The organism is Salmonella sp. SJTUF14076 (genome assembly GCF_015534835.1).
Lineage (GTDB): Bacteria > Pseudomonadota > Gammaproteobacteria > Enterobacterales > Enterobacteriaceae > Salmonella > Salmonella enterica.
The window spans coordinates 232,491-252,678 of record NZ_CP064674.1; the positions used below are offsets into that span (position 1 = coordinate 232,491).

Genomic DNA, 20,188 nt, shown 5'->3' on the forward strand with positions numbered 1-20,188 from the left:
GAATCAATTTGTCCGGCAGGATGCCCTGTAACTCTGCGCTTTGCATTTTTACACATTATAAATGATGTCACGGAAAGATGAAAAATGTGCGTTCTCCCGTATTGACGACGGGGCGTAATGCTGCCAGTGAGAAATATTTAAAAAGGAGCAACCAGAATGTATAACAATGAACCTGGCGCTCAGTCCGATCCAACGTTGGGCTACACTTTTCAAAATGATTTTCTGGCATTAAGCCAGGCGTTTTCACTACCCGAAATAGATTATACCGATATTTCCCAACGCGAACAGTTGGCGGCGGCGATTAAAAGATGGCCGCTCCTGGCTGAATTTGCGCAACCACATTCATTAAGGAAGCCATGAATGGCGATTCTGGGACTGCAGGGCGTGCGCGGCGGGGTGGGAACCACATCTCTCACCGCAGCACTCGCCTGGGCGTTACAAATCTTAGGGGAAAATGTCCTGGTGATTGACGCCAGCCCCGATAACCTGCTGCGCATGTCGTTTAACGTCGACTTTGTCCATCAGGGCGGTTGGGCGCGATCGTTGCTGGACGGTCAGGACTGGCGCGATGCCGGGTTACGTTATACCTCGCAGCTTGATCTACTGCCGTTTGGACAGCTCACCGCGCAAGAGCGGGAAAATCCGCAGGCCTGGCAGGAGACGCTGGTAGAGATCGGATCGGCTATCCAGGCGCTGAAAGCGAGCGGGCGTTATAGCTGGATTTTACTGGACTTGCCCTACGGCGCGTCACCGCTGACACGGCAGCTGCTGAGCCTCTGCGACCATACGCTGGCGATAGCCCAGGTTGACGCTAACTGCCATATTCGCCTTCATCAGCAGGCGTTGCCTGCCGGAGCGCATATTCTGATCAATGACTTACGCATTGGCAGCCAGTTACAGGACGATCTGTACCAGGTTTGGCTGCAAAGCCAGCGCCGGTTGCTGCCTATTGTGATCCATCGCGATGAAGCGATGGCGGAGTGCATGGCGTCGAAACAGCCGTTAGGCGAATATCGCAGCGATTCGTTAGCCGCCGAAGAGGTGTTAACGCTGGCGAACTGGTGCCTGCTGCATGATGCGGGTGACAAAACGTCCGCCGGGAGCCTGCGATGAGCGCCCTTTCCCGGTGGCTGCTTATCCCGCCGGTTAGCGCGCGTTTGAGCGAGCGCTATCAGGGTTACCGCCGCCACGGCGCGTCGCCGTTTAGCGCAGCGCTCGGCTGCCTGTGGACGATTCTGGCGTGGATAGTGTTTCCGCTTGAGCATCCGCGCTGGCAGCGTATTCGCGACGGGCATAAAGCGCTTTATCCGCATATTAACGCCGCCCGCCCGCGCCCGCTGGACCCGGCCCGCTACCTCATTCAGACCCTCTGGCTGGTGATGATCTCGTCGACTAAAGAACGTCATGAACCGCGCTGGCGGTCATTTGCGCGCCTGAAGGACGTTCGTGGACGTTACCATCAATGGATGGATACCTTACCGGAACGGGTGCGTCAAAAGACAACGCATCTGGAAAAGGAAAAAGAGCTGGGACATCTTAGCAACGGCGCCCGGCGTTTTATTCTGGGCGTTATCGTGACCTTTTCACTGATACTGGCGCTGATCTGTATTACGCAGCCATTTAACCCGCTATCGCAATTTATCTTTCTGCTGTTGCTGTGGGGCGTTGCGCTGTTGGTACGACGTATGCCGGGACGCTTTTCCGCGCTGATGCTCATCGTGCTGTCGCTAACGGTCTCCTGTCGTTATATCTGGTGGCGCTATACCTCGACGTTAAATTGGGACGACCCGGTCAGTCTGGTGTGCGGGCTGATTCTGCTGTTTGCGGAAACCTACGCCTGGATTGTACTGGTGCTGGGGTACTTCCAGGTGGTGTGGCCGTTAAATCGTCAACCGGTGCCGTTGCCGAAAGAGATGTCGCAGTGGCCGACGGTGGATATTTTTGTACCGACCTATAACGAAGACCTTAATGTGGTCAAAAATACCATTTACGCTTCGCTTGGCATTGACTGGCCGAAGGACAAGCTGAATATCTGGATCCTTGATGACGGCGGGCGCGAATCATTTCGTCAGTTTGCCCGACATGTTGGCGTGCATTACATTGCCCGCACCACGCATGAACACGCCAAAGCCGGCAACATCAACAATGCGCTAAAACACGCGAAAGGCGAGTTTGTGGCGATCTTCGATTGCGACCATGTGCCGACACGCTCGTTTCTGCAAATGACAATGGGCTGGTTCCTGAAAGAGAAACAGCTGGCGATGATGCAGACGCCGCATCATTTCTTCTCCCCGGACCCGTTTGAGCGCAACCTGGGACGTTTTCGTAAAACGCCTAACGAAGGCACGCTGTTTTACGGACTGGTGCAGGACGGTAACGATATGTGGGACGCCACTTTCTTTTGCGGATCGTGCGCGGTGATTCGCCGTAAGCCGCTGGATGAGATTGGCGGTATCGCCGTTGAGACGGTGACGGAAGATGCGCATACTTCGCTCCGACTGCACCGGCGAGGTTATACCTCAGCGTATATGCGCATTCCGCAGGCGGCGGGGCTGGCGACGGAAAGCCTGTCGGCGCATATCGGGCAGCGTATTCGTTGGGCGCGGGGCATGGTGCAAATTTTCCGCCTCGATAACCCTCTGTTTGGTAAAGGCTTAAAACTGGCGCAGCGGCTGTGCTACCTCAACGCGATGTTCCATTTCTTGTCCGGCATTCCGCGCCTGATCTTTCTGACCGCGCCGCTGGCTTTTCTGCTGCTGCACGCCTATATCATTTATGCGCCTGCGTTGATGATTGCGCTATTTGTGATACCGCACATGGTCCACGCCAGCCTGACTAACTCGAAGATTCAGGGCAAGTATCGTCACTCTTTCTGGAGTGAAATCTATGAAACGGTACTGGCATGGTATATCGCACCACCGACTCTGGTCGCGTTGATCAATCCGCACAAAGGGAAATTTAACGTCACGGCGAAAGGCGGACTGGTGGAAGAGAAGTACGTCGACTGGGTAATCTCGCGTCCGTATATCTTCCTTGTCTTGCTTAACCTGCTCGGCGTGGCGGCGGGCGTATGGCGATACTATTACGGGCCGGAAAATGAAACGCTGACCGTCATCGTTAGCCTGGTGTGGGTCTTCTACAACCTGGTCATTCTCGGCGGCGCAGTTGCGGTTTCGGTAGAGAGTAAACAGGTCAGGCGCGCGCATCGGGTCGAGATTGCCATGCCGGGGGCCATCGCCCGCGAAGATGGACATTTGTTCTCCTGTACCGTACATGACTTCTCCGACGGCGGGTTAGGCATCAAGATCAACGGTCAGGCGCAGGTGCTGGAAGGGCAGAAAGTGAATCTGTTGCTTAAACGCGGGCAGCAGGAATATGTCTTTCCAACGCAGGTGGTGCGCGTAACGGGCAATGAGGTCGGACTACAACTGATGCCGCTCACCACCAAACAACATATTGATTTTGTGCAGTGTACCTTCGCGCGCGCCGATACGTGGGCGCTTTGGCAAGATAGCTTCCCGGAAGATAAACCGCTGGAAAGCTTGCTGGATATTCTGAAGCTGGGCTTCCGCGGATATCGCCACCTCGCGGAGTTCGCGCCGCCTTCAGTAAAAGTAATTTTCCGATCGTTGACGGCGTTAATTGCCTGGATTGTATCGTTTATTCCGCGTCGCCCGGAGCGGCAAGCGGCGATACAGCCGTCGGATCGGGTTATGGCTCAGGCTCAACAATGATGATAATGCGATGAAAAGAAAATTGTCCTGGATGTGTGCGGCGGTAATAGGATTAAGCGCGTTTCCTGCTTTCATGACGGCGGCGGCGCCTGCGATGCCGCCATTGATCAATGCTGAACCCACCGAGCCTGCGCAGTCGCCCGCAACTGAGGCGCCCGTCGTGGCGCAGACCGCGCCTTCGCGCGAGGTCAAGCTGACCTTTGCGCAAATCGCGCCGCCGCCGGGCAGTATGGCGCTGCGTGGCGTTAACCCTAACGGCGGCATTGAATTTGGTATGCGCAGCGATGAAGTGGCGTCGAAAGCGGTGTTGAATCTGGAATATACGCCCTCGCCGTCGCTCCTGCCGGTTCAGTCGCAGCTCAAGGTTTATCTCAATGATGAACTGATGGGCGTACTGCCGGTGACAAAAGAGCAGTTGGGGAAAAAGACGCTGGCGCAGGTACCTATCAATCCGCTATTTATCACCGACTTTAACCGGGTGCGGCTGGAGTTTGTCGGCCACTATCGCGACGTGTGTGAAAACCCGGCCAGCAGTACTCTGTGGTTAGACATCGGGCGAAATAGCGCCCTGGATCTGACCTATAACATGCTGGCGGTGAATAACGATCTGTCCCACTTCCCGGTGCCGTTTTTCGATCCGCGGGATAACCGTCCGGTGACGTTGCCGATAGTGTTTGCTGACATGCCGGATCTGGCGCAGCAGCAGGCGGCTTCTATTGTCGCGTCCTGGTTTGGCTCGCGGGCGGGCTGGCGCGGTCAGCGCTTCCCGGTGTTGTATAATCACCTGCCGGATCGCAATGCGATCGTGTTCGCCACCAACGATCGACGCCCAGATTTCCTGCGCGATCATCCTGCGGTTAACGCGCCGGTTATCGAGATGATGAACCATCCGGATAATCCGTATGTGAAGTTGCTGGTCGTGTTTGGTCGAGATGATAAAGACCTGTTGCAGGCGGCAAAAGGTATCGCGCAAGGGAATATTCTCTTCCGTGGTTCCAGCGTGGTGGTCAACGATGTAAAACCGCTGCTGGCGCGCAAACCGTATGATGCGCCGAACTGGGTGCGTACCGATCGCCCGGTCACTTTTGGCGAGCTGAAAACCTATGAAGAGCAGCTCCAGTCGAGTGGGCTGGAGCCGGCGCCCATCAACGTTTCTTTGAATCTGCCGCCGGACCTCTATTTGCTGCGTAGCAACGGTATTGATATGGATCTCAACTACCGTTATACCTCGCCGCCGACCAAAGACAGTTCGCGGCTGGACATCAGTCTGAATAACCAGTTCCTGCAAGCCTTTAGCCTTAACAGCACGCAGGAAACTAATCGACTCCTGTTGCGCCTGCCGGTACTTCAGGGACTGCTGGATGGTAAAACGGATGTGTCTATTCCGGCGCTCAAACTGGGGGCGATGAACCAACTACGTTTTGACTTCCGCTACATGAACCCGATGCCGGGCGGGTCGGTGGACAACTGTATTACCTTCCAGCCGGTACCGAATCATGTGGTGATAGGGGATGACTCCACTATCGATTTTTCGAAATATTACCACTTTATCGCGATGCCGGATTTACGCGCGTTCGCCAATGCGGGTTTCCCGTTCAGCCGGATGGCCGACCTGTCTGACACGCTGGCGGTGATGCCGAAGACCCCAACCGAAGCGCAAATGGAAACGCTGTTGAATACGGTCGGTGCCATTGGCGGGCAGACCGGTTTCCCGGCAATTAATCTGACCATCACCGATGATAGCGCTCAGATAGCCGACAAAGACGCCGATCTGCTGATTATTGGCGCTATTCCGGGCAAGCTAAAAGACGATAAGCGTATCGATCTGTTGGTGCAGGCGACACAAAGCTGGGTAAAAACCCCGATGCGGCAGACCGCTTTCCCGTCGATTATGCCGGATGAGGCCGATCGCGCGGCGGATGCGCAGTCCACCGTCACCGCCAGCGGCCCGATGGCGGCGGTGGTGGGCTTCCAGTCGCCGTTTAACGATCAGCGCAGCGTGATTGCTCTGCTGGCTGATAGCCCGCGCGGCTACCAGCTACTGAACGACGCCGTGAACGACAGCGGTAAACGCGCCGCGATGTTTGGTTCCGTGGCGGTGATCCGCGAGTCCGGCGTTCACAGTCTGCGCGTTGGCGATATCTATTACGTCGGACATCTGCCGTGGTTTGAGCGGCTGTGGTATGCGCTGGCGAATCACCCGGTGCTGCTGGCGGTACTGGCGGCCCTCAGTGTGGTATTACTGGCGTGGGTATTGTGGCGTCTGCTACGTATTCTCAGTCGCCGTCGTCTCGACCCTGACCATGAGTAACGCATGATGACTATGCTGCGCGGATGGATAACGATGATCGTCATGCTGACGGCAATAAATGCGCAGGCAGCCTGTAGCTGGCCTGCGTGGGAACAGTTCAAGAAAGATTACATTAGCCAGCAGGGACGCGTTATCGATCCGGGCGATGCGCGAAAAATTACCACCTCCGAAGGGCAGAGCTACGCCATGTTCTTTGCCCTGGCGGCGAACGATCGACCGGCGTTCGCGCAACTGTTTAACTGGACGCAAAACAATCTGGCGCAGGGATCGCTGCGTGAACATCTGCCCGCCTGGCTGTGGGGGCAAAAAGATCCCGACACCTGGTCGGTGCTGGACAGCAACTCCGCGTCCGACGGCGATATCTGGATGGCATGGTCGCTGCTGGAGGCCGGTCGTCTGTGGAAAGAGACGCGTTATACCGAGGTGGGCACGGCGTTGCTAAAACGCATCGCTCGCGAAGAGGTCGTGAATGTGCCGGGGCTGGGCTCAATGCTGCTACCTGGCAAAATCGGCTTTGCCGAGGCGAATAGCTGGCGTTTTAACCCAAGCTATCTGCCGCCGCAGTTGGCGCAATACTTTAGCCGTTTTGGCGCGCCGTGGTCGACGCTACGGGAAACCAATTTGCGGCTTTTGCTGGAAACCGCGCCGAAAGGTTTCTCGCCGGACTGGGTGCGTTATGAAAGCAAGCAAGGCTGGCAGTTGAAAGCGGAAAAGACGCTGATCAGTAGCTACGATGCGATTCGCGTCTATTTATGGGCGGGAATGATGCATGATGGCGATCCGCAAAAAGCGCGTTTACTGGCGCGATTTAAACCGATGGCGACGTTAACGATGAAAAACGGCGTTCCACCGGAGAAAGTGGATGTCGTCAGCGGGAATGCGCAGGGGACGGGGCCGGTCGGGTTTTCCGCCGCTTTACTGCCTTTCCTGCAAAATCGCGACGCCCAGGCCGTGCAGCGACAGCGGGTCGCAGACCATTTTCCTGGCAGCGATGCCTATTACAACTATGTGCTGACTCTCTTTGGACAAGGCTGGGATCAGCACCGTTTTCGCTTCACCGTCAAAGGTGAATTATTACCTGACTGGGGCCAGGAATGCGTAAGTTCACGTTAAGTCTCATGCACGCTTTTTTGCCGGCTGGCGGTCGAAACGCCTTACCTGGCAAAAGGGGCGTTTCTCGGGCATTGTTGGGTTTATCGCTTGGTATGGCGCTAACACCGCTTGCCGACGCAGCGACCTCCGCGCAGCAACAGTTGCTGGAGCAGGTTCGGCTGGGCGAGGCCACGCACCGTGAGGACTTAGTCCGTCAGTCGCTCTATCGCCTGGAGCTGATCGACCCCAATGATCCACAGGTTATCGCCGCCCGTTTCCGCTATCTGTTGCGCCAGGGGGATAGCGACGGGGCACAGAAGCTACTTGACCGGCTGGCGCAACTGGCACCGGAGTCGACGGCGTATCAATCTTCCCGCACCGCGATGCTGCTCTCCACGCCGCAAGGACGCCAGTCTTTGCAGGAGGCGCGTTTACTGGCGACGACCGGCCATACTGAACAAGCGATCGCCAGCTACGACAAGCTGTTTAAAGGTTATCCGCCGGAGGGCGAACTGGCGGTCGAATACTGGACGACCGTGGCGAAATTGCCCGCCCGCCGTCACGAAGCGATTAACCAGCTACAGAAAATCAATGCCGTCAGTCCGGGTAATAACGCTCTGCAAAATGCGCTGGCGCAACTGTTGTTCGCCAGCGGGCGGCGCGATGAGGGATTTGCGGTGCTAAAACAGATGGCGACATCCAGTACGGGACGCAGCGCGGCCTCCGCCATCTGGTACCAGCAGATAAAAGATCTCCCGGTGAGCGACGCCAGCGTAAAAGCGTTGCAAGACTATCTGACGCAGTTTAGCGAAGGCGATAGCGTGTCTGCCGCCCGCGCCCAGCTTAGCGAGCAGCAAAAACAGTTAGCCGATCCGGCGTTCCGCGCGCGCTCGCTGGGCATCGCGGCGGTTAATGCCGGAGAAGGCGGTAAGGCCATTGCGCAATTGCAGCAGGCGGTGAGCGCCCGGCAGGACGACAGCGAGGCGGTCGGCGCGCTGGGGCAGGCATACTCACAGCGTGGCGATCGCGCCCGCGCCGTCGCGCAGTTTGAAAAAGCGCTGGCGATGGCGCCGCACAGCAGCAGCCGCGATAAGTGGGAGAGTCTGCTGAAGGTCAATCGCTACTGGCTGTTAATTCAGCAGGGCGACGCGGCCTTAAAAGCGAATAATCTGGCCCAGGCGGAGCGTTTCTATCAGCAGGCGCGAGCAGTGGATAACACCGACAGCTACGCGGTGCTGGGGCTGGGGGATGTGGCGATGGCGCGCAAAGATAATGCCGCCGCCGAACGTTATTATCAGCAGACGCTGCGTATGGATAGCGGTAATAGCAATGCTGTACGCGGGCTGGCGAATCTTTATCGCCAGCAGTCGCCGCAAAAAGCCGCCGCGTTTATCGCTTCTCTTTCCGCCAGCCAGCGGCGCAGTATCGACGATATCGAACGCAGTCTGGAAAATGACCGTCTGGCGCAGCAGGCGGAAACGCTGGAAAGCGAGGGCAAATGGGCGCAGGCCGCAGAACTGCACCGTCGTCGGCTGGCATTAGATCCGGGGAGCGTGTGGGTGACGTACCGACTGTCACGCGATCTGTGGCAGGCCGGGCAGCACGCCCAGGCCGATGCGCAAATGCGCTCTCTGGCGCAGCAGAAGCCAAACGATCCGGAACAGGTCTATGCTTATGGGCTTTATCTTTCCGGCAGCGATCGGGACCGGGCGGCGCTGGCGCATCTCAATACCCTACCGACCAGCCAGTGGAACAGCAATATTCAGGAACTGGCGGGCCGATTGCAAAGTAACCAGGTGCTGGAAAGCGCTAACCGCTTGCGCGATAGCGGCAAAGAACGCGAAGCGGAAGCGTTGTTACGTCAGCAGCCGCCCTCTACGCGCATTGCGTTAACGTTGGCGGACTGGGCGCAGCAGCGTGGCGATAATGCGGCGGCCCGCGCCGCTTATGACGCCGTTCTGGCGCGGGAACCGGGTAATGTCGATGCCATGCTGGGGCGGGTGGAAATCGACATCGCACAGGGCGATAACGCTGCGGCGCGCGCTCAGCTGGCGGCGCTGCCTGCGTCGCAAATCACCTCTATTAACATGCAGCGCCGCGTCGCGCTGGCGCAGCTCCAGCTTGGCGATATCACGGCGGCGGCGCGGACCTTCAACCGCATTACGCCGCAGGCAAAAGCACAGCCGCCATCAATGGAAAGCGCGATGGTATTGCGTGACGCCGCCGCTTTTCAGGCGCAAACGGGCGAGCCGCAGCGGGCGCTGGAGACCTACAAAGACGCAATGGTCGCCGCGGCGATTACGCCGGTTCGTCCCCAGGATAACGATACCTTTACCCGCCTGACGCGCAATGATGAAAAAGACGACTGGCTAAAACGCGGCGTGCGTAGCGATGCGGCGGAGTTGTACCGTCAGCAGGATCTCAATGTCACGTTGGCGCACGATTATTGGGGGTCGAGCGGGACTGGCGGTTACTCCGATCTGAAGGCGCATACCACGATGCTTCAGGTGGATGCGCCCTGGTCGGACGGACGGGCGTTCTTTCGTACTGATATGGTGAATATGGATGTTGGCCGCTTCTCTACGGATGCGGATGGAAAATACGATAATAACTGGGGTACCTGTACGCTGGAGAAATGCAGCGGACATCGTAGCCAGGCCGATACGGGCGCGAGCGTGGCGGTCGGCTGGCAGAATGAGACCTGGCGCTGGGATATCGGCACGACGCCGATGGGCTTTAATGTCGTTGATGTGGTCGGCGGCGTCAGCTATAGCGACGATATCGGGCCGTTGGGTTATACCCTGAACGCGCATCGTCGCCCGATCTCCAGCTCGCTGCTGGCGTTTGGCGGGCAAAAGGATGCCAGCAGCAATACCGGCACCAAATGGGGCGGCGTGCGGGCCAACGGCGGCGGCGTCAGTCTCAGCTATGATAAAGGCGAAGCAAACGGTGTCTGGGCGTCGCTCAGCGGCGACCAGTTGAGCGGTAAAAATGTAGAAGATAACTGGCGCGTGCGCTGGATGACCGGTTATTACTATAAGGTGATTAACGAGAATAACCGCCGTGTTACCGTCGGGCTGAATAACATGATCTGGCATTACGACAAAGATCTGAGCGGTTATTCACTGGGTCAGGGCGGTTATTATAGCCCGCAGGAATACCTGTCGTTTGCGGTGCCGGTGATGTGGCGGCAGCGTACGGAAAACTGGTCGTGGGAGCTGGGCGGCTCGGTATCCTGGTCGCACTCCCGCACCCGTACCATGCCGCGTTATCCGCTGATGAATTTGATCCCGGCGGATTATCAGGAGGATGCGCGTGACCAGACCAACGGCGGCGGCAGCAGCCAGGGATTTGGCTATACCGCGCGGGCGCTCATTGAACGCCGGGTCACTGCCAACTGGTTTGTGGGTACGGCTGTCGATATTCAGCAGGCGAAAGATTATACCCCCAGTCATCTGCTGCTGTATGTCCGTTATTCCGCGGCGGGCTGGCAGGGGGATATGGATTTACCGCCGCAGCCTCTGGTGCCTTACGCTGACTGGTAATCATTGCGTCAGGCCTACGAATTGACAGGCGTTGTAGGCCTGAGAAGCGCAGCGCCATCAGACGCTATCATTAACCGTTATTCAGAAAAGTCCTTTTCAGATACAGCCTCTCTTAATGCCGCTGCAATCGGGTATACTCAGGCGGCAGTCCGGGATATCCAGGGAGAGTCAATTTGCGCGTCAGCCGCTCGTTAACAATTAAACAGATGGCAATGGTTGCGGCCGTTGTCATGGTGTTTGTTTTTGTCTTTTGCACCGTTTTGTTGTTCCATCTGGTACAGCAGAACCGCTACAACACGGCTACGCAACTGGAAAGCATCGCGCGATCTGTTCGGGAACCTCTTTCTTCCGCGATTTTAAAAGCGGATCTCCCCGGCGCGGAAACCATTCTGGAAAGTATTAAACCTGCGGGCGTGGTGAGTCGCGCCGATGTGGTATTGCCGAATCAGTTCCAGGCGTTGCGTAAGCGCTTCATTCCTGAACGCCCCGTCCCGGTTATGGTGACGCGTCTCTTCGAACTGCCGGTACAAATTTCTTTGCCGGTTTATTCGTTGGAGCGTCCTGCCAATCCGCAACCGCTGGCCTACCTTGTATTGCAGGCGGATTCGTACCGTATGTACAAGTTCGTCATGAGCGCGCTCTCTACGTTAGTGACCATTTACTTACTTTTATCGCTGATCCTGACGGTGGCCATCGCCTGGTGCGTAAACCGCCTGATTGTGCATCCGCTGCGCAAAATCGCCCGCGAGCTGAACGACATTCCGCAGCAGGAGCTGATCGGACATCAGCTGGCGTTGCCGCGTCTGCATCAGGATGATGAAATTGGGATGCTGGTGCGCAGCTATAACCTCAACCAGCAGCTTATGCAGCGTCAACGCGAGGAGCAAACGGACAACGCGATGCGTTTTCCGGTTTCCGAGCTGCCCAATAAAGCCTTTTTAATGGCATTGCTGGAACAGGTTATCACCCGCCAACAAACCACCGCGCTTATCATCGTGACGTGCGAAACGTTGCGTGACACGGCAGGCGTGCTGCAAGAAACGCAGCGGGAGATTCTATTACTGACGCTGGTTGAGAAGCTGAAGTCGGTGCTGGCGCCGCGCATGGTGCTTACGCAGGTCAGCGGGTATGACTTTGCCATTATCGCCCACGGCGTTAAAGAGCCGTGGCACGCCATTACATTAGGTCAGCAAATACTCACTATCATTAATGAACGACTGCCCATCCAGGGTATTCAACTGCGCCCAAGCTGCAGTATTGGCATTGCGATGTATTATGGCGATCTGACCGCCGAAGCGCTCTATGGTCGCGCCGTCTCCGCCGCCTTTACCGCGCGCCGAAAAGGTAAAAATCAGATCCAGTTCTTTGACCCGGCGCAGATGGAGGCCGCTCAACAGCGCCTTACCGAAGAGAGCGATATCCTTACCGCGCTGGATAACCATCAGTTTGCCATTTGGCTGCAGCCGCAGGTCGAGATGCGCAGCGGCAACGTATTAAGCGCCGAAGCCTTGTTACGTATGCAGCAGCCGGACGGTAGCTGGGAATTGCCGGAGGGGCTGATTGAGCGCATTGAATCCTGCGGCCTGATGGTCACGGTGGGCCATTGGGTGCTGGAAGAGTCCTGCCGCCAGCTTGCCGCCTGGCAGGAGCGCGGCGTGACATTGCCGCTCTCCGTCAATCTTTCCGCGTTACAGCTCATGCACCCTGGCATGGTGTCGGATCTGCTGGAATTGTTAAACCGCTATCGTATTCAACCGGGTACGCTGATTCTTGAGGTCACTGAAAGCCGCCGTATCGACGATCCGCACGCTGCCGTCGCTATCTTACGTCCGTTACGTAATGCTGGCGTGCGTATCGCACTGGATGATTTTGGCATGGGTTACGCGGGGTTGCGCCAGTTACAGCATATGAAGTCGCTACCGGTCGATATCCTTAAAATTGATAAAATGTTTGTCGATGGGTTACCGGATGATCACAGTATGGTGACGGCGATTATCCTGATGGCCCGCAGTCTTAATTTACAATTGATTGCCGAGGGCGTGGAGAACGAGGCGCAACGCGCGTGGCTGGAACAGGCTGGAGTCAACGTGGCGCAAGGCTTCCTGTTTGCTCGGCCCGTTCCCGCGGATATCTTTGAAGAACGGTATCTGTCGCACGAAAATCCTGATTACAAAAGTTAAAAAAGGTCGCGCTTGTGCGAGTCAGCTCAAACTTTTTAACATTTTTGTTTCAATTATGATCCTGGCGCATTTCTGTCATGTTGTGTGGGTGTTATTTTAAGGCCGCAGGTTACTCATAACCTTACAAGACCTGTGGTTTTTACTTCAAGGACACCCTATGAAAACCTCTCTGTTCAAAAGTCTTTATTTTCAGGTCCTGACAGCAATCGCCATTGGTATTCTCCTTGGCCATTACTATCCTGAACTGGGCGCACAAATGAAACCGCTTGGCGACGCGTTCGTTAAGCTCATTAAGATGATCATCGCTCCTGTCATTTTCTGTACTGTCGTGACGGGCATCGCAGGCATGGAAAGCATGAAGGCGGTGGGCCGTACCGGCGCGGTCGCGCTGCTTTACTTTGAAATTGTCAGTACGATTGCGCTGATTATCGGTCTTATCATCGTCAACGTTGTGCAACCTGGCGCCGGGATGAACGTCGATCCGGCAACGCTGGATGCGCAGGCGGTGGCCGTTTATGCCGCACAAGCCAAGGAGCAGGGCATTATTGCCTTCCTGATGGATGTCATACCGGGCAGCGTGATCGGCGCGTTTGCCAGCGGCAACATTCTGCAGGTCTTATTGTTTGCGGTGTTGTTTGGTTTTGCGCTGCACCGTTTGGGCAGCAAAGGCCAGCTCATTTTCAATGTGATTGAGAGTTTTTCGCAGGTCATTTTCGGCATCATCAATATGATCATGCGCCTGGCGCCGATTGGCGCATTCGGCGCGATGGCCTTCACCATCGGTAAATACGGCGTCGGTTCTCTGGTGCAACTGGGGCAGCTCATTATCTGCTTCTATATCACCTGTATTCTCTTCGTGGTGGTGGTGCTGGGGACGATTGCACGGGTAACGGGCTTTAGCATTTTTAAATTTATTCGCTATATCCGGGAAGAATTACTCATTGTGCTCGGCACCTCCTCTTCCGAGTCAGCGTTGCCGCGTATGCTCGATAAGATGGAAAAACTGGGGTGCCGTAAATCGGTGGTGGGGCTGGTGATCCCGACGGGGTATTCGTTCAACCTCGATGGCACCTCTATCTACCTGACGATGGCGGCGGTGTTTATCGCCCAGGCGACCAACAGCCATATGGATATCTTCCACCAGATAACGCTGCTGGTCGTGCTGCTGCTTTCGTCAAAAGGCGCCGCGGGCGTGACCGGAAGCGGCTTTATCGTGCTGGCGGCCACTATCTCCGCCGTAGGTCATTTGCCGGTGGCGGGACTGGCGTTAATCCTCGGTATCGACCGCTTTATGTCCGAAGCGCGCGCGCTGACTAACCTGGTGGGTAACGGCGTGGCGACGGTGGTGGTTGCCAAATGGGTGAAAGAGTTAGATCACCAAAAGCTGGACGATGTGCTTAATAATCGTGCGCCGGATGGCAAAACGCACGAAATTTCCTCCTAATCTCGCCACTTATGCCCGTAGTCCCTTCCAGGACTGCGGGTGTTTGCGCATAATTGACCCCTGCGCCCAAAGCATACAGCATGATGCTTAGGGATTATTTCACTTCTTCCGTGACATTTTTAGGTTCTCGCGGTCTAACACGAAGTGTTTTTACGTCATATTCAGGCATCCCTGCCGGGGCTGTCTTTTTATTACCAGGATTGTTGATCAGGGGTTCACATGCAGGGCACAAAAATTCGACTCTTAGCGGGCAGTCTGTTGATGTTGGCCTCTGCCGGCTATGTGCAGGCAGATGCGCTCCAGCCCGATCCGGCATGGCAACAGGGGACGCTGGCTAATGGGTTACAGTGGCAAGTGTTGGCTACGCCTCAGCGCCCCAGCGATCGTATTGAAGTTCGTCTCCAGGTTAATACCGGTTCGCTCACCGAAAGTACGCAACAGAGCGGGTTCAGCCATGCGATTCCCCGTATCGCGCTGACGCAAAGCGGTGGTCTGGATGCCGCACAGGCACGTTCTTTATGGCAGCAAGGGTTTGATCCGAAACGTCCCATGCCGCCCGTTATTGTTTCTTATGATTCCACGCTCTATAACCTCAGTTTACCCAATAACCGTAACGATCTGCTGAAAGAAGCGCTGACCTATCTGGCTAACGTCTCCGGTAAATTAACCATTACGCCAGAGACGGTGAATCATGCGTTAAGCAGCGAAGATATGGTTGCGACGTGGCCAGCAGATACTAAAGAGGGCTGGTGGCGTTATCGGCTGAAAGGGTCGGCGTTATTGGGGCACGATCCCGCGGAACCGTTAAAGCAGCCGGTAGACGCAGCCAAAATTCAGGCTTTCTATGAAAAATGGTACACCCCGGATGCCATGACGCTGATTGTTGTCGGCAATATTGATGCGCGCTCCGTCGCCGAGCAGATCAATAAAACGTTCGGTACGCTGAAAGGTAAACGCGAAACGCCCGCCCCGGTGCCGACGCTTTCGCCGCTGCGGGCGGAATCAGTGAGCATTATGACCGATGCGGTGCGCCAGGATCGCCTCTCCATTATGTGGGATACGCCGTGGCAACCGATTCGCGAATCGGCGGCGCTGTTGCGCTACTGGCAGGCGGATCTGGCGCGCGAAGCGCTGTTCTGGCATATCCAGCAAGAGCTTACTAAAAATAACGCGAAAGATATTGGTCTGGGGTTTGACTGCCGGGTTCTGTTTCTGCGCGCGCAGTGCGCCATCAACATTGAATCACCTAATGAGAAGCTCAATACCAATTTGAGCCTGGTGGCGAATGAACTGGCGAAAGTACGCGATAAAGGTTTGTCGGAAGAGGAGTTTACTGCGCTGGTGGCGCAGAAAAATCTCGAATTGCAAAAGCTATTCGCGACCTACGCGCGTACCGATACTGACATTTTGACTGGACAGCGTATGCGCTCGCTGCAGAATCAGGTGGTGGATATCGCGCCGGAGCAGTATCAGAAGCTGCGTCAGAATTTCCTCAACAGCCTGACCGTCGATATGCTCAATCAGAATCTACGTCAGCAGCTATCGCAGGAGATGGCATTAATTTTGCTGCAACCGCAAGGCGAGCCGGAATTTAATATGAAGGCGTTAAAGGCGACGTGGGATGAAATCATGGTTCCGGCAACTGCCGCCGCTGTTGAAGCAGATGAGGCGCATCCGGAAGTGACGGAGACACCGGCGGCACAGTAAGCTGCCGCCTGCCGGCCCGGTAAGCGCAGCGCCACCGGGCAAGAGCAAATGACTTACTGCGGCATCGCGTCGTGCGGAATAATGGCCCCACGGTACTGAATCACCGTGCTGGCCGTCAGGTGTCCGCGCTTCGCGGCATCCGTCGCGCTGCCGCCCGTCAAACGAACGGCCAGATAACCGGCGCTGAAGGAGTCGCCTGCGGCAGTGGTGTCTATCACTTTCTCTTTCGGCAGTTTCACTGCCGGAACGTCAATGCGCGCCTCGCCCTGAATCGAGACCAGGCAAGAGTCCGCCCCGCGTTTTACCACCACTTCCTGCACGCCTGCCGCATGGGTGCGGGCAATGACCTCTTCCACCGGTTGTTTACCCCATAGCGCGTCTTCATCGTCCAGTGTCAGGAAGGCGATATCAGTACATTCCAGCATCTTTTGATAGACCTGCTGCGTTTCTTCGCGACTTGTCCATAAACGCGGGCGATAGTTATTATCAAAAATGACTTTCCCGCCGTTGGCCCGGCATTCACGCAATAAAGACAGCAGCTTAACACGGCTGGTTGGGCTTAAAATCGCGAGGCTAATGCCGCTCAGGTAGAGATAATCGAAGGTCGCCAGCGCCTTGCAGATAGCCGCTGACTGCTCGCTCTCCAGCCAGAATTTCGCTGCCGCTTCGTTACGCCAGTAGTAGAAGGTACGCTCGCCAGTGTCATCGGTTTCGATGTAATAGAGGCCTGGCAGGCGATTTTCCATCCGCTGCGTTAGCGAGGTATCCACATTTTCATGCTGCCACGCCTCCAGCATCTGTTGGCTGAAACTGTCGGTACCCAGCGCCGTCACATAGTGAACGGCCAGAGCGGCAGAATCGACCTGACGGGCAATATAAACGGAGGTATTCAGCGTGTCGCCGCCGAAGCCGCGCTGAACATCAGCGCCTTTCTGCGACAGCTCAATCATGCATTCGCCAATCACGGCAATCTTTTTAGACATAGTCGTGAACCTGATCTGTAAAAATTAGCGTTAGTGTGCGCTGTGGATGTTTAGTGGTCAATAATATTAAAACATCGGTCCATTATTTTTTTGAGCAAGTGCGTATTTTTGACAAGTTTCGGGGTCTGTTTTTATTTTGCCAGGGACTGAGGGTAAAGTTCTCTGCCTGAACGCCGATAACCTTTGACGAGTCCGGACAGTCACACTCCCATTAACAGGACAACTGAGATGATAAAGCAGGTTATCCAGCAGCTACGCGTTCCTGATGCAGGTATAGAGAATTTGCAGGAACGGCGCTATTGGCTGCAATGCGAGCGTGCCTATACTTACCAGCCGATATACCAGACGGATGGCCGTCTGATGGCGGTTGAACTTCTCACTGTCGTCACCCATCCTGATAACCCTTCCAGACGTATTGCCCCGGATCGTTATTTCGCGGAGTTAGCGGTTCGACACCGCATTGACGTAGTGAAAGAACAACTTCATCAGCTCGAACAAAAAGCGGATTTTTTCACTCGCCATCACTTATTGGCATCGGTCAATGTCGACGGCCCTACGCTGATTGCCATGCGACGACAGCCGGACATTCTGGCAGCGATGGAGCGCTTACCCTGGCTGCGTTTCGAACTGGTGGAACATATTCGTTTGCCGAAAGACTCCTCTTTCGCCTCGATGTGTGAGTTCGGCCCGCTGTGGCTGGATGATTTTGGTACTGGTATGGCCAATTTTTCAGCGCTGAGCGAAGTGCGTTATGACTACATTAAAGTGGCGCGCGAGCTGTTCGTCATGCTGCGTCAGTCTCCGGAGGGACGCAACCTGTTCATTCTGCTGCTGCAACTGATGAACCGCTACTGCCGCGGCGTTATTGTCGAGGGCGTGGAGACGCTGGAAGAGTGGCGTGATGTGCAGCGTTCGCCCGCCTTTGCCGCCCAGGGCTATTTTCTTTCTCGACCCGTGCCGCTGATATCGCTCGAAGAGGTGATTCTGACCCTGTAACGCCAGACTGTTCCCGTAATACGTGGTATTACGAGGCGCGGTCATCCTCCTTTTTCGTCTGGCTGAACTATCTTTAGGACAGGCAAGGGAAGAAGTGAGGAAATAACACATGACTAAAGCAGGCAAAATAACCGCCGCCATCACAGGGACTTTCTTGTTGTTGATCGCCATAGTGATTTTGTTGATCGCAACATTTGACTGGAACCGCCTCAAACCGACCATCAACCAGAAAGTCTCTACCGAATTGAACCGGCCTTTCGCTATTCGCGGCGATTTAGGCGTGGTGTGGGAACGCCAAAAACAGGAGACCGGCTGGCGAAGCTGGGTACCGTGGCCGCATGTTCACGCGGAAGACGTCATTCTTGGCAATCCGCCGGATATTCCGGAAGTCACGATGGTGCATCTGCCACGCGTTGAGGCGACGCTTGCCCCGCTGGCGCTCCTGACCAAAACCGTCTGGCTGCCGTGGATCAAACTAGTGAAACCCGACGCGCGTCTTATTCGTCTGTCCGAGAAAACCAATAACTGGACCTTTAACCTCGCGCAAGACAAGAATACGGACCCCAATGCTAAACCTTCCGCCTGGTCCTTCCGGCTGGATAATATTCTCTTCGACCAGGGGCGAATCGCGATCGATGATAAGGTCAGCAAAGCGGATATCACTATTCTGATCGATCCGTTAGGCAAACCGTTGCCGTTCAGCGAAGTGACGGGAACGAAAGGCAAAGCAGACAAATCCACCGTGGGCGACTATGTCTTCGGCCTGAAGGCGCAGGGGCGTTATAACGGGGAACCGTTGACCGGTACGGGGAAAATAGGCGGTATGCTGGCGCTACGCAGCGAAAGTACGCCTTTTCCTGTGCAGGCCGATTTCCGCTCTGGCAATACGCGGGTGGCTTTTAGCGGCGTGGTGAACGAGCCGATGAAAATGGGCGGCGTCGATCTGCGGCTTAAATTCTCTGGCGATTCACTGGGCGATTTATATGATTTAACCGGCGTGCTGCTGCCGGATACGCCGCCGTTTGAGACCGATGGGCGATTGGTAGCGAAAATTGACGCCGAAAAGTCATCGGTATTTGATTATCGCGGTTTTAACGGGCGCATTGGCGACAGTGATATCCACGGCTCCCTCACTTATACCACCGGTAAACCGCGCCCTAAACTGGAAGGTGATGTCGAATCGCGCCAGTTACGCCTGGCCGATCTTGGGCCGCTGATTGGCGTGGATTCCGGGAAAGACGCTGAGCAGTCGAAACGGTCTGAACAGCGCAAAGGCGAGAAGAATGTTCAGCCAGCGGATAAAGTGTTGCCTTACGATCGCTTTGAAACCGACAAATGGGATGTTATGGACGCCGATGTCCGGTTTAAAGGCCGGCGTATTGAGCATGGCGGCAGTCTACCGATTAGCGATCTTTCGACCCATATCATCCTGAAAAACGCCGACTTACGTCTACAGCCGCTGAAGTTTGGTCTGGCAGGCGGCAGTATTGTCTCCAACATCCATCTGGAAGGGGATAAAAAGCCGATGCAGGGGCAGGCGGATATACAGGCGCGTCGGCTGAAGCTTAAAGAACTGATGCCGGATGTGGAGCTGATGCAGAAAACGCTGGGCGAGCTGAACGGCGATGCGGATATTCGCGGCACGGGCAACTCGGTTGCCGCGCTGCTTGGCAACAGTAACGGCAATCTCAAATTATTGATGAATGATGGATTGATTAGCCGCAACCTGATGGAAATCGTGGGGCTGAACGTCGGCAACTATATTGTCGGGCAGATTTTTGGCGATGACGAAGTGCGGGTTAACTGCGCGGCGGCGAATCTCAATATTGCGAACGGCGTGGCGCGACCGCAAATTTTTGCTTTTGATACAGAAAATGCGTTGATTAACGTGACCGGTACGGCGAGCTTCGCCTCTGAACAGCTCGATTTAACCATTGATCCGGAAAGTAAGGGGATTCGTATTATTACGCTGCGATCGCCGCTGTACGTGCGTGGGACATTTAAAAATCCGCAGGCGGGCGTCAAGCCCGGCCCGCTGATTGCGCGCGGCGCGGTTGCGGCAGCGCTGGCGACGTTGGTAACGCCCGCCGCCGCGCTATTGGCGCTCATTTCGCCCTCTGAGGGCGAAGCCAATCAGTGCCGGACGATTTTAACGCAGATGAAGCAGTAATGTGAAACGTAGCGCCGGATGACACC

12 protein-coding genes are annotated in these 20,188 nt (G+C 55.8%); 11 read left to right on the forward strand and 1 reads right to left on the reverse strand.

What is annotated here, in order from left to right; genetic code table 11:
• The first annotated feature begins 156 nt into the window (after positions 1-156).
• The 9 genes from bcsR (at position 157) to HU143_RS01140 (ending at position 16,013) form a co-directional block, all read left to right on the forward strand.
• Positions 157-360, forward strand: coding sequence for a cellulose biosynthesis protein BcsR (gene bcsR / locus HU143_RS01100; RefSeq protein WP_000282616.1), 204 nt, complete (start codon positions 157-159; stop codon positions 358-360).
• A complete protein-coding gene (bcsQ, locus tag HU143_RS01105) occupies positions 361-1,113 on the forward strand; it encodes a cellulose biosynthesis protein BcsQ (RefSeq protein ID WP_023227406.1) in 753 nt (250 codons plus the stop codon).
• Positions 1,110-3,734, forward strand: a complete 2,625-nt coding sequence (gene bcsA / locus HU143_RS01110; protein ID WP_001275346.1) for a UDP-forming cellulose synthase catalytic subunit — start codon at positions 1,110-1,112, stop codon at positions 3,732-3,734. Before bcsQ ends, bcsA begins: the two co-directional genes overlap by 4 nt.
• A gap of 10 nt (positions 3,735-3,744) precedes the next feature.
• Positions 3,745-6,045: a cellulose biosynthesis cyclic di-GMP-binding regulatory protein BcsB gene (bcsB, locus tag HU143_RS01115; RefSeq protein ID WP_023227407.1), complete on the forward strand. Its 2,301-nt coding sequence runs from the start codon at positions 3,745-3,747 to the stop codon at positions 6,043-6,045.
• 3 nt (positions 6,046-6,048) lie between these two features.
• Positions 6,049-7,158, forward strand: coding sequence for a cellulose synthase complex periplasmic endoglucanase BcsZ (gene bcsZ, locus HU143_RS01120; RefSeq protein WP_000988802.1), 1,110 nt, complete (start codon positions 6,049-6,051; stop codon positions 7,156-7,158).
• Entirely contained in the window at positions 7,140-10,682 is a 3,543-nt protein-coding gene (bcsC, locus tag HU143_RS01125; protein WP_023227408.1) for a cellulose synthase complex outer membrane protein BcsC, read from the forward strand. Before bcsZ ends, bcsC begins: the two co-directional genes overlap by 19 nt.
• Before the next feature lie 173 nt (positions 10,683-10,855).
• Positions 10,856-12,862: a biofilm formation regulator HmsP gene (gene hmsP, locus HU143_RS01130; protein ID WP_001266354.1), complete on the forward strand. Its 2,007-nt coding sequence runs from the start codon at positions 10,856-10,858 to the stop codon at positions 12,860-12,862.
• Positions 12,863-13,019: 157 nt separating this feature from the next.
• Positions 13,020-14,306, forward strand: a complete 1,287-nt coding sequence (gene dctA / locus HU143_RS01135) for a C4-dicarboxylate transporter DctC (protein ID WP_000858228.1) — start codon at positions 13,020-13,022, stop codon at positions 14,304-14,306.
• 219 nt (positions 14,307-14,525) lie between these two features.
• The gene (locus HU143_RS01140; protein WP_023227409.1) at positions 14,526-16,013 is read left to right on the forward strand and encodes a M16 family metallopeptidase; all 1,488 of its coding nucleotides are present in this window, start codon (positions 14,526-14,528) and stop codon (positions 16,011-16,013) included.
• A 53-nt stretch (positions 16,014-16,066) separates the two neighbouring features.
• On the opposite strand, the gene HU143_RS01145 is transcribed toward HU143_RS01140, so the two are convergent.
• Positions 16,067-16,996, reverse strand: a complete 930-nt coding sequence (locus HU143_RS01145; protein ID WP_023227410.1) for a sugar kinase — start codon at positions 16,994-16,996, stop codon at positions 16,067-16,069.
• Between the two features lie 228 nt (positions 16,997-17,224).
• On the opposite strand from HU143_RS01145, the gene pdeH reads away from it, so the two are divergent.
• Together pdeH and HU143_RS01155 are read left to right on the forward strand one after the other, a co-directional pair.
• Positions 17,225-17,992, forward strand: coding sequence for a cyclic-guanylate-specific phosphodiesterase (gene pdeH, locus HU143_RS01150; RefSeq protein WP_000595625.1), 768 nt, complete (start codon positions 17,225-17,227; stop codon positions 17,990-17,992).
• 109 nt (positions 17,993-18,101) lie between these two features.
• Positions 18,102-20,162, forward strand: a complete 2,061-nt coding sequence (locus HU143_RS01155; RefSeq protein WP_023227411.1) for an AsmA family protein — start codon at positions 18,102-18,104, stop codon at positions 20,160-20,162.
• The last annotated feature ends 26 nt before the right edge of the window (positions 20,163-20,188 follow it).